This window comes from Bradyrhizobium sp. NBAIM14 (assembly GCF_020193895.1).
In the GTDB taxonomy this organism is placed as follows: domain Bacteria; phylum Pseudomonadota; class Alphaproteobacteria; order Rhizobiales; family Xanthobacteraceae; genus Bradyrhizobium; species Bradyrhizobium yuanmingense.
This window is the reverse complement of record NZ_JADYVQ010000001.1, coordinates 82,160-96,182: the sequence shown is the minus strand read 5'-3', so window position 1 is coordinate 96,182 and position 14,023 is coordinate 82,160. Positions and strand designations below refer to the sequence as shown.

5 protein-coding genes are annotated in these 14,023 nt (G+C 62.4%); 3 read left to right on the top strand and 2 right to left on the bottom strand.

Annotated elements, in window-relative coordinates:
• The first annotated feature begins 60 nt into the window (after nucleotides 1–60).
• From I6F28_RS00380 to I6F28_RS00370, 3 genes are read left to right on the top strand one after another with little or no spacing between them, the layout of a single operon-like run.
• Nucleotides 61–3,567, top strand: a complete 3,507-nt coding sequence (locus tag I6F28_RS00380; RefSeq protein WP_225138996.1) for a hypothetical protein — start codon at nucleotides 61–63, stop codon at nucleotides 3,565–3,567.
• 12 nt (nucleotides 3,568–3,579) lie between these two features.
• A complete protein-coding gene (locus tag I6F28_RS00375) occupies nucleotides 3,580–5,400 on the top strand; it encodes a type I secretion system permease/ATPase (protein WP_225138995.1) in 1,821 nt (606 codons plus the stop codon).
• Nucleotides 5,401–5,418: 18 nt separating this feature from the next.
• Complete coding sequence (locus I6F28_RS00370; RefSeq protein ID WP_225138994.1) at nucleotides 5,419–6,780, top strand: HlyD family type I secretion periplasmic adaptor subunit; 1,362 nt, start codon at nucleotides 5,419–5,421, stop codon at nucleotides 6,778–6,780.
• Between the two features lie 345 nt (nucleotides 6,781–7,125).
• Here I6F28_RS00370 and I6F28_RS00365 read toward each other — a convergent pair whose 3' ends face one another.
• Nucleotides 7,126–7,581, bottom strand: a complete 456-nt coding sequence (locus I6F28_RS00365; protein ID WP_225138993.1) for a YybH family protein — start codon at nucleotides 7,579–7,581, stop codon at nucleotides 7,126–7,128.
• Between the two features lie 264 nt (nucleotides 7,582–7,845).
• On the bottom strand, nucleotides 7,846–13,878 hold the full coding sequence (locus tag I6F28_RS00360) for a beta strand repeat-containing protein (RefSeq protein WP_225138992.1): 6,033 nt from the start codon (nucleotides 13,876–13,878) through the stop codon (nucleotides 7,846–7,848).
• Nucleotides 13,879–14,023 lie beyond the last annotated feature (145 nt).

Genomic DNA, 14,023 nt, shown 5'->3' with positions numbered 1-14,023 from the left:
CGCGCCTGGCGGTGAATGCTGCCGGGCGAGAGTGGTTTTTGAGCGAGAAGGGCGGCGGTCATGCAGCAGGTAGAAAAGCGCGAACTGTTCGAACAAGAGCGGAAGATTTTCGAAGCCGGAGTGCAGCATGCCGACAAGCGATCCGGCTCTTTCAGCTTCTTGACGTGGTCGTTCTTCATTGCCCCGCTGATTGCCTGCGAAGAGTTTCTTGCCGCCTCGTTCAAATCAGCGCTGGCTGAGCAAGAAGATGCGACAGCCGCTCAGGCAGGTGCGGGGCCGCAACGGACGAACGACGAGCTGCCTGCGAGCGATCCCGCGAAACCGGGCGCGGAGGATGAGACGTCCAAAGGGCCGGCCGCTTCGTCGGAGACGCATGTGGCTCAGCTCGATCCGACCGGCCTCCCGGCGGAGCCTCATGAGCATACGCCCAGACCAAGCACCCCTCTTGGCGACGCAGTCGCTGCTGCGAACTATGGGGGTGAGGGCGGAGGTAGCGAAGATACCGATTCTTGCAAGCACCATGCTCACACCTCAGCCGACGTTAGTAGCGTGAGTTGCGTGAACTCGCCGTCAGCAGGGTCCGACGTCGGAAGCACTCAATTGCCCGGTGTGTCAACGTTCGAATCCATTCGGTCTGATTTGCTTTGCGGCTCGTCTAGCCCGTCGATCGGCGGCTCCGTTCCCCTGCTTGGAATGGTCGGCGATCTGAGCAATGACGTGGTGGTAGGGATTGCGCCGGTCGAGGCGATGGTGCCGCCGGCGCTCACGACGAGCGACACCGTCAGCACGCTATCGGATGGCGAGGTCTGCGCGATCGCGTCGCTCCAGGTGACGGCGCAGCCGACGCTCACGACCCTGGCCGACACCGCGGGCACGCTGCCCCACGACGTGGTTGGAACGATCGCGGCGGTCGAAGCGGCGGTGCCGCCGGCACTCGCGACGATGACCGACACCGTCAGCACGCTGCCCAACAACGTGGTCGGCGCGATCGCGCCGCTTGAGGCGGTGCAGCCGACGCTCAAGACGTTGGCGGACACCGTAGGCACGCTGCCGAACGACGTGGTTGGTACGATTGCGGCGGCCGAGGCGGCGGTGCCGCCGGCACTTGTAATGGCGGCCGACACCGCGGGAAGCAACGTGGTTGGAACGATTGCACCGGTCCAAGTGGCGATGCCGCCGGCACTCGCGACGAAGACCGACACCGTCAGCACGCTGGCCAACGACGTGGCCGGCGCAATCGCTCCGGTCGAGCCGGTGCCGCCGACGCTCACGAGCCTGGCCGACACCGCGGGCCCGCTGCCCGACGACGTGGTTGGAACGATTGCGGCGGTCGAAGCGGCGGTGCCGCCGGCGCTCACGACGGTGACCGACGCAGTCAGCGCGCCGCCCAACGATGTCGCCGGCGCAATCGCGCCGATTGATGCGGTGCCGCCGACGCTCACGACGTTGGCGGACACCGTGGGCATGCTGCCCGACGGCATGGTTGCTACGATTGCGTCAGTCGATGCGGCGGTGATGCCGGCACCCGCCACGGCGACCGACACCGTGGGCACGCTGCCCGATGACTTGGTTGGAACGATTGCACCAGACGAGGCGACTGTGATGCCGGCATTCGCCACTGCGACCGATCCCGTGGGCACGCTACGCAACGACGTGGCCAGCGCAATCGCGGCGGCCGAGGCGGTGCAGCCGACGCTCCCGACCTTGGCCGACACAGCGGGCACGCTGCCGAACGACCCGGTTGGTACGATTGCGGCGGTCGAGGCGGCGGTGCCGCCGGCACTTGTGCCGGCACTTGTAATGGCGATCGACACCGCGGGCAGCGACGTGGTTGGAACGATTGCACCGGTCGAAGCGGCGATGCCGCCGGCGCTCGCGACGACGACCGACACCGTCAGCACGCTGGCCAATGACGTGGCCGGCGCAATCGCGCCGTTCGATGCGGTGCCGCCGACGCTCACGGCCGTCGCCGACACCGTGAACACGCTGAGCAACGAGGTAGTTGGGCCGACGGGTCCAGACAGTCAGTCGACCGCGCTGCCGCAAACGGCCGCATCGGACAGCATGGGAACTCACACCCTTGCTAGTTCAGCACCAGCCCTTGAGATCGTGGACTTGGTAGTGGATACGGGCAACGGAGCACCTGGTGATGTATCACAGCCCACCGATGCGGCTGGCGATGCTTTGGCGAGTGCGGCGCCAGTCGCTGACACGAGCGCCCCGGTGCTCACCACAACTGCTGCTGCTCCGATCGATCCGCCGAGCGAGCTCTCGCATCCGGGCGACACTGCGAGTATGGCTGGCGACACTCTGGCGAGTATGGCTCCGGTCGCTGACACGAGCGAGCCCATGCTCATCACAACGGCTGCGGTTCTGACCAATGCGACGAGCGACGTGTCGCAACCGGCCGACACGGGCAGTGTGACTGCGAGTGCGTCGCCCATCGCTGACACGAGCGAGCCGGTGCTCACCACAACAGCTGCCGCTCTGACCAATCCGACCAGCGACGTCTCGCATCCAGTCGACACAGGCAGTGTGGCGGGAGATTCTCTCGCGGCCGTTGCTGACGCGGGCGAGCCGATGCTCGCCACAACGGCTGCTGCGCTGACCGATGAGCCGAGCGACGTGACGCAACCGGCCGATACGGGCAGTGTGGCTGGCGATGCTGTGGTGAGTACCGCGCCGGTCGCTGACATGCGCGAGCCCGTGCTCACCACAACGGCTGCCGCTCTGACCAATCCGACCAGCGACGTGTCGCATCCGGTCGACACGGGCAGTTTGGCGGGCGATTCTCTTGCGAGTGCGGCGCCGGTCGCTGACATAGGCGAGCCGGTGCTCGCCACAACGGCTGGGGCTGCGACCGATCCGCCGAGCGACGTGACGCAACCGGCCGACACGGGCAGTGTGGCTGGCGATGCTGTAGTGAGTACGGCACCGGTCGCTGACACGAGCGAGCCGGTGCTCACCACAACAGCTGCCGCTCTGACCAATCCGACCAGCGACCTGACGCATCCGGTCGACATGGGCAGTGTGGCGGGCGATGCTCTTGGGAGTGCGGCGCCGGTCGCGGACGCGACCGAGCCAGTGCTCACCAGCGCCGGAGACTCGCTCAGCAACCCCACAACCGAGTCGGTAGAGCCGGCCGCGCCGGACACTGGCAGCGCTCAAACGTCTGGATCGGCCGACACCCTTCTTGCGCTCGCCAGCACAGCTGACGCACCGATCGAGAGTTCGCAATCCGCGACCACTGCCCCGGAGAACGTCGTGACCAACACATCGAATGCCGTGGCAACGACCACTGCCCCGGGCGATGTGATCGCGTTGAACGATGCGCCACCGCCGCCAGCGGATTCGCTGTTCAACGGAACCCAGTATACTGACTATGGCGTCACGCTCAGCAGCGACATTGCGCCCTCCCAGACCGCCGTGTCTCAGCCAGACGTCGTCTCGGCTCAAGACAGTTCGGCGCCGGTGCCTGCCGATGTCCAAAACTCCGCGCCGCCGCCTCCCGACATCGTGGATAGTACTCCGATCGATCACGTTGGAACTCACGATGCCATCCTCTAGTGGGAGGCAAACATGGCAGCTGTCGAGACACTGGACGATCCGCAGCGCACCCACTCCAGAGCTCAACTGCGCGTCACACCCAACGGCGAGGCCCGCGACTATGTCGGACCTGTCAACGCGCTGGCCGCCTGGCGTTCGGTTGCGCGCACCAACCTGATAGCAGTCGCGGCATTTTCGGTCGTTGTGAATTTGCTGATGCTCACGTTGCCGATTTACCTGTTTCAAATATCCGATCGCGTGCTGACGAGCCGTAGTCTCGAGACACTGCTGATGCTCTCTGCTCTCGCGCTGGCGTTCATCGGTATCCTCTCGATCGTGGACATTCTGCGCCGGCAGGTGCTGGGGCGTCTTGCGACCAAGATGGAGGCGGTGCTCGGCGGCGCAGTGTTGGCGAGCAGCATCAACAACGCCAGGGCTGGCGAGGGCGGAACGATCCAGGCGATCCGCAGCCTTCACCAGGTGCGGGGTTTCATCTCAAGCCCTATCATGCTTCTGCTGATGGACGCGCCACTCTCGCCCCTCTACTTCGCAGTCATATTCCTCGTTCATCGACATCTGGGCTGGATCGCAGTGGTATCGGGCTTGGTCCTCACACTGATTGCGCTGATCAACCAGAAAGCGACTTCGGAGCGTCTGAGCGAGGCAGGGCTGCATGCCGCCGAGGCCGATGCAGCGGCCGAGTCGCTGGCGCGAAATTCGCAAGTGATCAATGCGATGGGAATGCTGAGCGAAAGCATTCTCCACTGGGGGCGCCGGCAGGCGCCGGCTCTGACGGTGCAGAGCCAGGCCCTTGACCGGAATTTCTGGATCAGCGGCGCGTCGAAGTTCGTCCGGCTCGTGGCCCAGATCACGATCCTAGGTACTGGCGCCTATCTGGCCCTCCACGCCGAGATCACCGCGGGCATGATGATCGCGGCTTCGATTATTGCTGGCCGCGCCCTGCAGCCGCTCGAAGGTTTGATCGAGGGATGGCGCAGCTGCGTGCAGGCGCGGTCGGCCTATGCCCACGTCAAGCAGGCGGTCGAGTCATTCCAGCGCGAGACGCCCAAGCTGCGCTTGCCAAGACCGCAAGGGCGCCTGAGCGTTGATCGGGTCTTGTATCTTCCGCCCGGCTCGAAGGAGCCGGTACTCAATGGTGTGTCGCTCGAGCTCGCGCCCGGAGAGTCTTTGGCCATTGTCGGACCGTCCGGATCCGGCAAGTCGACTCTCGCGCGCATTCTGGTGGGATGTCTGGTGCCGACAGCCGGAAAGGTCAGGCTGGACGGAACAGAGCTGCGCAATTGGGATCGCCGCCAGTTCGGGGAATATACCGGCTACTTGCCCCAGGAGGTCGAGCTATTTCCCGGTACCATCAAGCAGAACATCTGCCGCATGCGCGACGATTTGCCCGACGAGAGCATCCATGAGGCGGCGATGTTGTCGGGCATTCACGACATGGTCTGCCAGTTGAAGCAAGGATACGAGACCGTGCTCGACCGCAGTGGCGGGCCGCTCTCGGGAGGACAGAAGCAGCGCATCGCGCTCGCCCGGGCTTTCTTCGGCAATCCGTCGCTTGTTGTGCTCGACGAGCCCAACTCGAATCTCGATGCGGCGGGCGAGCAGGCTTTGACCGAAACCCTGCAGCGAGCCAAGAGGCGGGGGGTCACCGCGGTCGTTGTAACCTTGCGCCCGGCGCTCCTGAACAGTGTTGACAAGGTGCTCATACTGCGGGCCGGACGCGCGGAAGCGTTCGGCTCTCCGAGCGAGGTGCTGCATCGCTTGGTTCGGTCGCCCGCCACGGTCGGCGGAGATGCGCCGGAGCAGCCGCAGCGCATCGAATCCTCGGGCGGGTGACCAGCGCGGGAGGATAGCATGAGGGTAAAGGACGACATCGGTGAGTGGTACCGCGGCGTTCCGCTGAGCGCCAAATGGCCCATCTTTACCGGCCTTGCCATCCTGGTTGTTTGGCTCGGGTGTTTCGGCGTTTGGGCCGCAGTTGCCCCCCTCAACAGTGCGGTCGTGGCCTCGGGCACGTTTGTGGCTACCGGGCAAAACAAGCTAGTCCAGCACTTCGAGGGCGGCATCATCCGCGAGATTGCGGTTAAGGATGGGGATGTCGTCGAGGCCAACCAGGTCCTCGTTCGCATGGACGACACCGCTGCCAATGCCAAACTGAGACGGCTGGTTTTGAAGAAGTATCGACTGCTCGCCATGAAGGCGCGTCTAGAAGCTGAAATGAGCTCTTCGGATACTATCAAAACTCCGGCCGCATTCAGCGAGAGTGCACGTGATCCAGAAATCAAAGCGATTCTTGAGCGGCAACGTGCCGAGCTTCAGGCACGCCGGGCTAGTCTGGTGACCGAGGAAAGCGTACTTGTGAAGCAGATCGCTGCGCTGGAGGAAAGCATCCGCGGATATCAGGCGCAAGTTCAGTCCACCAAAGAGCGTATTGCCTTGTTCGCCGAAGAGCTGAAGGACAAGAATTCGCTTCTTGGCCAACAGCTGGTCCGCAAGTCGGATGTACTGGCGTTGCGACGCTCAGAGGCGAGTCTCGGGGGTGACCTCGGCGAATATCTCGGCCGCATCGCCGATGCGAAGGAGCGGATCGCTCAGGCGAACGAAAGAATAGCGCAGCTCCACGCCACGACGCTCCGCGACGCGATCAAGGAGCTACGCGAGACCGAGGCGGATCTGGACGACGGAGAGGAGCAGATTCGCGCCGCTCAGGATGTGGTCGATCGGGTCGATGTCCGGTCGCCGGTCCGAGGTATCGTGGTGAAGAACAATTTTCATACACCGGGCGGCGTGGTCTCTCCTGGTGTCGTGATCCTTGAGCTCCTGCCGATCGGCGAGGAGCGCATCATCGAGGCACATGTGAATCCCAAGGACATTTCGCACGTGAGTGTCGGCCAGGAGGCGCTGGTGCGGCTTTCGGCGCTCAACCAGCGCATCACGCCCATGGTGGGGGCGAGCGTCATCTACGTGTCAGCGGACGCCTTGGCGGAGCAAGTGCAGGGAAAGACCGAAGCCCGTCCCGACGGCGACACGCGTCGGGAATTCTATGTTGTTCGGCTGCGCCTGGACCAGGACGATATTCTCAGGCGAATGCCTGAATTCATCCCGACGCCTGGGATGCCCGCGGACGTTTACATCAAGACCGGAGAGCGTACGTTTTTCGAGTACATCATGAAACCTGTCCTCGACAGCTTCTCCCGCGCGTTCCGCGAAACCTGAAGCGAGCATTTTGGACTTGATGCTGAGCGCAGGACGGTGAGCTCAAGCCTTTCGTCTAAGGTTGCTAAACGGCGCCACTTCGCTCTCGCCGAGAGCTTTCGGTTGCGTATACTGACGCCGCGTTCAGGTTGATGCGGGGGATCGGCCGAGGCTCTGGGCTGTAAGGGTAAAGTCGTCACTGACCTTACGCGCGACGCGCCCTCCCGCTTCGCCTTGGACCTTGTTCAACGGCTGCTTGGGGCTTTTCCTAAAGTCGCTTCCTTCAAGCAATCTAACGGCTGATTGCAACGGCGGTGTTGGTTAGCCACCGCCGCTTTGATCGCCCGCTCCCAAATTCTCCTCGAGTTACCTTGCTGCTTGTGGCGGCTGCGGCTTAGGAACCGATGTCAGCATACGGATCTTCCATTGTCCGTTCTCACGAACATCAAGGGTCGTCCAGACAATATTCAAGTTGATAGGATCACCCTTCTCGGTCTTGCCGGTGACGTGCGCTTCGCCGGTGCGGATGACCATGTTCTCTGATAAAGGCTGAATAGCGTTGGTCGTGATTGCCAGATGATCCGCCCCTCTCTTGAACGCGCCTTCATAATATTTGGTGTTATCCGGCTCAATTCCATTCTGGGTCACTCGCAGGTAGTTCTTGGTGAAAAGCGACGTGATCCCTGCAGCATCCTTCTTGTTGAAGTGCTGCTCGTACGCTGTCGTCAACCTGCCGAATTCTTCCCTGAGATTTTGATCTGATGCAGTCGCAGGAATCGTTGATAGCAACAGTGAAAGACATACAGCTCCGAATGTGCGCATGAGTGTTACTCCCTACTGTTGATGCCTCCCTCGAATAGGGGATGGAGACGAGGCCGGCCTCCGTCCTCCTTAGCAACATCGATCGCGCGGTCGCGGGTTTGGGATGGGCAAGTACTGACCAGTTCCTCTTCGTACACGCTGCCGCCGACATCCTTGTTGTTCATCGATGATCGGCAAAGGCTCTCGGCCAATAACTACCAAGCCCGTTCCCGTTTCTAGGAGACCCCCTTCGTTTCCTTTAGCCACGAACGACAACGGCGCACGTCAGAGTACGAAGTCACTTACCGAGAGCGTGTGCCGGCCGACCAGGTCGATCTGGAATTCCGCGCTCGGGTCAGAGTCGACACTCCCCTCCACGATGGTATGCTCGGTGCCGGTTGCGTCGGTCTCATAGTGGTAGCCGAGTTGGCCACGCCCGAGTTGGCCCACGCCGCCGACCACGTTGGTGATTTCGCCAACAAACACGAACTCGGGATTGCCAGCTTGGCCTCCGTTTGCGTCGATCCCACCGACATCGATGCGATCTGCTGCCGCCGTAAAATCGATTATCAGATCTCGATTGGTGCCAAAACCTGCGGCCGCGGTGCTCGCGAATGTGAATGTGTCGTTGCCTGCTCCGCCAAAAAGCTCGCTCCTCGCATTGCTGGCCGTGATCGTGTCTTGGCCGGAGCCCCCCACCACGTTCTCAACGGATGTCAGACTATCGGTGCCGATCTCGCTGCTCGTTGCCGTCCCTGCAGTCAGGTTGATGACTGCATCGGCGCTGAGTCCGGCGAGGCTGTAGGTGTCGTTCCCGCCATTGCCGGTATAGTTATCATTGCCATCGCCTGCCGTGGCAACGAACATGTCATCGCCCGCTCCTCCGCTGATCGTGTCATTCCCACCGGCGCCAATGATCGTGTCGTTGCCGCCAGCGCCAGACAGCGTGTCAGCACCGCTGCCGCCGGTGATCGTGTTGGCCAAACCGTTACCGGTACCATTGAAGCTGCCGGTGCCGCCATAGGCCAGGTTCTCGATATCTGCGGACAAAGAATAGGTCGTGCTGGTCGCCACGACGGTGTCCGTGCCAGCATTCGCGGCTTCCACGATTACGTCCGACGAGTTGTCGACAAGATAGGTGTCGTTGCCGGCCAGGCCGACCAGCCGGTCGACGCCTCCTGCGCCATCGAGCGTGTCATTGTCGGCGCCGCCCGTGATAATATTGGCCAGCGCGTTGCCGGTACCTGCGAAATGGTCGGTGCCGACGAATGTGAGATTCTCGACATTGGCGATTCCGGAAAGCGTGAATACGGCGAGTGCCGTCCGGATCGTGTCGGTCCCTTCGCTGGTATTCTCGACGACGACGTCCTCAGAACTGTCCACGACGTAAGCGTCGTTACCCGCGCCGCCGGCCATCCTGTCGTTGCCCGTACCGCCATCGAGCAGGTCGCCACCAGCGCCGCCATCAAGCGCGTCATTGCCCGCGAGCCCCAGCAGCGTATCACCGCCGCCCTGGCCGCTGAGCGTATCTTCCTCACCGGTCCCGTTCAGAGTATTGGCGGCACCGTTGCCGATCAGGGATATGCCGGCCACATTCTGGACCGTAGCCGCAATGGCTTGCGTATCTGTGCCGCCATTGCCGTCGGAGACCTGGACGATGACGTCGTAGACGTTGTTCGCGTCGACGTCGATTGGCGTCTCAAAGTCAGGTGCGGCGTTGAAAGACAGCACGCCAGTGTTGGCATCAATCGCGAAGAGGTTCGCGTCTGATCCGCCAGCGATCGTATAGGTGAGCGTCTGTCCCGTGTCAGGATCGGCGGCGGTCACAGTCGTGACTGCCGTCGTATTCTCGGCGATCGCAATACCTGCCGCCGCCCCCCCGCCATCGGAGGTTATGGCTGGCGTATCATTCTTGTCGATGACATAGGCATCCCCCACAATGGTCGGCGGGCTGGCTTGCAGAATGGAGATCGAATTCGAGCCGAAGTTTGCGACTGCAATATCTAGCCGCCCATCACCGGTGAAGTCGCCGACTGCTGCCCAGCCGGGTTGGGTCCCGGCAGTCGCAAATAGCTGTTGGCTCTGGAACGTACCATCACCATTGCCGAACAGAACCGAAACGGAATTCACCAACGGGTTGGCGTACACAAGATCCAATGCGGTATCGCCATTGACATTGGCGAGTGTCACGGTGCCAGGTGCAACACCGTCACTTGCTATGCCGAGTGTATAGGAGAACGGCGCCCGGAAACTTCCATCGCCATTTCCTAACGCCACCGATACGGTTCCGTCGTAGCTACTGAACACCAAGTCCGTATCGGCATCGCCGTCGAGGTCCTCGAGCGCGACGGAAGCTGTGTGTGTGGAGGCGGGAACATTGGGAGCCGCCGTGAACGTGCCAGCTCCGGTCCCGAGGTAGATTTGAATGCCGAATGCCCCTGGAACGTTTGAGAAGGCGACATCTTCGATGCCGTCGCCATTGAGATCGGCGGCCGCAACGCCGAGTGGATCCGCGTTCGAGGCCAGCACGGTAGAGAGACTGAAACTACCGTCTCCGTTTCCAAGGAGCACGGAAACGCCGCCATTCTCGCCGGTGTTCGCAACGAGAACGTCGAGTCGACCGTCTCCATTGAGGTCCGCCAGCGCGGAATCCGATGAGTGGGCGCGGTTAGTCGGGGACGAAATCGCCGATTGGAATGTTCCGTCGCCATTGCCCAGGAGTACGGCAATGGCTCCGTTGGCGCCTGCGTTCGATATAGCGAGATCGAGCAGGCCGTCGTTGTCGACATCGGCGATCGAAACGCCGTTGAGATCATGGCCTGCAGCGTAATTCACCGGCTCCTGGAAGGTGCCGTCACCATTGCCCAGCATGACCGAAATCTCGCCCGAGGTGGATTCGGACACGAGGTCTTGCTTGCCATCGCCGCTCAAGTCACCGCTCGCGACATGCCCAGCGATCCCTGAGATGGACGAAATGACCTGGAAGGCGCCTCCCGCCAGGGGATTGCCGGCGAGGTCGCGCACCTCCGCGCCGGTGACACCGAGTGCCACCGTGCCATCACCAGTGCCCGTATCGACGGTCACTACGTATTGTGCGCCATCGCTGCCCGTGACGGGCGTCACGCTGGCAATGCTGGCGCCGATCACGGCGCCAGTCGTCGTCAGAGAAAACTGGCTCGCATCCACGCCGGTCACGGCCTCGGAGAACGTGACGGTGTAGTGCACTGTTTGCGCATTCGTCGGCGTATCGTCGCTGCGCGTGACGCTCATGACCGTCGGCGCGATGTCGTCGACATCGGTCACGGTCACTGCAACTGCCTGCGTATTCGTTGCACCACTACCGTCGGAAACCTGCACGGTCACCCTGTATACGTTGTCGCCATCGGCGTCGGTGGGGGCCTCGAAGTTTGGGGCGGAGGCAAAAGAGAGCGCGCCAGTATCGGCATTGATCACGAACTTGCTGGCGTCTTCACCGCCTGTGATCGCATAGGTGAGGGCTTGCCCAGCCTCCGGATCGGTTGCGGCGAGGGTCGCCACGGCCGTGGTATTTTCCGCAATCGAGATCGACAGCAGGGCGGGCGCGCCGAAAGTGGTGTCGAGGCTGCCGTCAGCGTTGTAGCGAAGGAGCGCGAAATCGGCATTCGACCCGTTGCTGCTATATCCCGAAACCAGAATCTTGCCGTCGGGCTGCAACTTTACGCTATACCCCTCGTCCGAGCCGGCGCCGATCTGCGTCGTGATCGTGCCGCCAATGCCAAAGGTCGTATCGAGGTTGCCGTCCGTGTTGTAGCGGACAAGGGTAAAATCCGTGTTCGACCCATTGAAGCTGTTTCCTGCCACCAGAATCTTGCCGTCAGGCTGGATCGCGACGCTGCTCCCGACGTCGCTGCCCGGCACAACGCTAGTCCTGACCGTGCCGTCGCCGGCAAACGACGTATCGAGGCTGCCGTCGGCGTTGTACCGCACGACGGCGATGTCGGCATTCGGGCCCGTTTGGCTAATGCCCGCAATTACGATCTTGCCGTTGGCCTGCACGGCGACGCTTTGACCAACGTCATTGGTACCGCCAAAGTCCGTGGTGACCGTGCCGTCGCCACCGAAGCTCGTGTCGAGACTGCCGTCCGGGTTGTAGCGAACGATTGCGAAGTCGTTCGGCCCGTTCCCGGTAAAACTATGGCCCGCGGCGATGATCTTGCCGTCCGGTTGCAAGGCGACGCTGTAGCTGGCGTCGTGAAACGCGACTGCCGTGGTAACTCTTCCATCGCCATTGAAGGTGGTGTCGAGACTGCCATCCGCGCTGTATTGCACGATCGCGAAGTCGAAGCTCGAGCCATTAAAGCTGTAACCTGAAAGGACGATGCTTCCGTCGGATTGCAGCGCTACACTCTGGCCAAAGTCATCGACCAGCAGATCTGTAATGACCTTGCCGCCGTCGCCGAAACCGGTGTCCAGACTGCCGTCGGCGTTGAATCGCACGATGGCAAAATCGGAGTCCGCGCCCGACCCGGTATAGCCTGCAACCAGAATTTGGCCGTTAGGGTTTACGACAACACTATAGCCATTGTCATCGGCACCGCCGAAATCGGTGACTACCTTTCCATTACTGCCAAAACTCGTGTCAAGGCGGCCATCTACGTCATAGCGAACCACGGCGAAGTCGACACCCGTGCCGTTGAAGCTACTGCCAGCCACCAAGATCTTCCCGTCAGGCTGCACGGCTACGCCTCGACCAAAGTCATCAGCCGGACCGATGGTCGTCGTCGTCATGCCATCGCCGACGAACGTCGGCGCCTCATTGACGTTGCCGACCGTCACGGCAATCGCCTGCGTATCCGTTCCACCGTTGCCGTCGGAGACTTGCACCGTGACGTCGTAGACGTTATCGTTGCCAGCGTCGATCGGCGCCTCGAAGTCCGGCGCAGTGTTGAAGGAAAGTGCCCCCGTGCTGTGATCGACGTTGAAAAGGCTCGCATCCACTCCACCGGCGATCGCATAAGTCAGGGTCTGCCCGGCGTCCGGGTCGGTGGCTGTCACCGTCGTGACCGCCGTCATGTTTTCCGCAACCAAGACGCCCGCCGTGTCGCCGCCGCCGTTCGAGGTGATGGCTGGTGCCTGGTTGTCGGGCACGACCTCGAAGATTTGTGCGCGCACGGCGTTGCCGGAAGTGTCGCTGCCCGTCTGGCTGGCATCAGTCCACGTGACGGCAAAACGCCCATCGGGCAGGGCGGTGATTGCCGGCTCAACTTGGTTACCTGCCGTTGTGGTGTTGACCAGCAACTCGGAGCCGGACGGCACGCCATCGGCGTCGAACACCTGCGCCCGCACGGCCCACGAGGACGTGTCGCCGCTCGTCTGGCTGTCATCGGCCCACGCGATCACAAAATGCCCGTCGGCCAACGCGGTGATGGTTGGGTCGGACTGATTGCCTGCCGCCGTGCTGTTGACCAGGAGCTCGAATCCGGACCGCGCGCCATCGGCGTTGAGTATCTGCGCCCGCACGGCGAGCCCGGACGTGTCGCCGCCCGTCCGGCTGTCGTCGGTCCACGCGACGACAAAGCGCCCGTCGGTCAACGCGGTGATGGTTGGCAAGTACTGAAAGCTTGCCGTCGTGGTGTTGACCAGGGACTCGGAGCCGGCCGGCGTGCCATCGGCGTTGAACACCTGCGCCCGCACCGCCCACGAGGACGTGTCGCCGCCCGTCTCACTGACATCCATCCACGCGACGACGAAACGCCCGTCCGCCAGGGCGGTGACTACGGGCTCAACTTGGTTACTTGCCGTTGTGGTGTTGACCAGGAACTCGGAGCCGGCCGGCGTGCCATCGGCGTTGAATATCTGTGCCCGCACTTCGTACTCGCCCACGTCGAAATCGTCCCACGCGATCACGAAACGCCCGTCGGCCAGAGCGGTTATGGCGGGCCTGACCTGGCTAGTCGTCACGGTGTTGACCAGGAACTCGGACCCGGACCGCGTGCCGTCGGCGTTGAAGACCTGCGCTCGCACGGCAGCGCCGCTCGTCGGACTGTCATCAGTCCACGCGACGACAAAACGCCCGTCGGCCAGGGCGGTAATGGTGGGTTCGATCTGATCGCTTGCCGTCGTCGTGTTGACCAGGAACTCGGAGCCGGCCGGCGTGCCATCGGCGTTGAACACCTGCGCCCGCACCGCCCACGAGGACGTGTCGCCGCCCGTCTGACTGAAATCAGCCCACGCGACGACAAAACGCCCGTCGGCCAGCCCGGTGATGATTGGCTGGGACTGATTGTTTGCCGTCGTGGCGTTGACGAGGAATTCAGATCCGATGGCCTGAATAGTCATTGCCGTCTCCCCTCCGTGGCCGCGCCTTATTTCTTCTTTTCTTGAGCGCCTGGGCCCTCGAATTCTGAACAGGCTGCGAGCGGCGCGAATGATGCAAATGTACCAATCGCCATGTACCTCGTTCGAGGTAGGGGATGCTTGCTGT

Coding starts and splice junctions, on each gene's coding strand:
- I6F28_RS00380 (WP_225138996.1), top strand. CDS start 61: ATGCAGCAGGTAGAAAAGCGCGAACTGTTCGAACAAGAGCGGAAGATT.
- I6F28_RS00375 (WP_225138995.1), top strand. CDS start 3,580: ATGGCAGCTGTCGAGACACTGGACGATCCGCAGCGCACCCACTCCAGA.
- I6F28_RS00370 (WP_225138994.1), top strand. CDS start 5,419: ATGAGGGTAAAGGACGACATCGGTGAGTGGTACCGCGGCGTTCCGCTG.
- I6F28_RS00365 (WP_225138993.1), bottom strand. CDS start 7,581: ATGCGCACATTCGGAGCTGTATGTCTTTCACTGTTGCTATCAACGATT.
- I6F28_RS00360 (WP_225138992.1), bottom strand. CDS start 13,878: ATGACTATTCAGGCCATCGGATCTGAATTCCTCGTCAACGCCACGACG.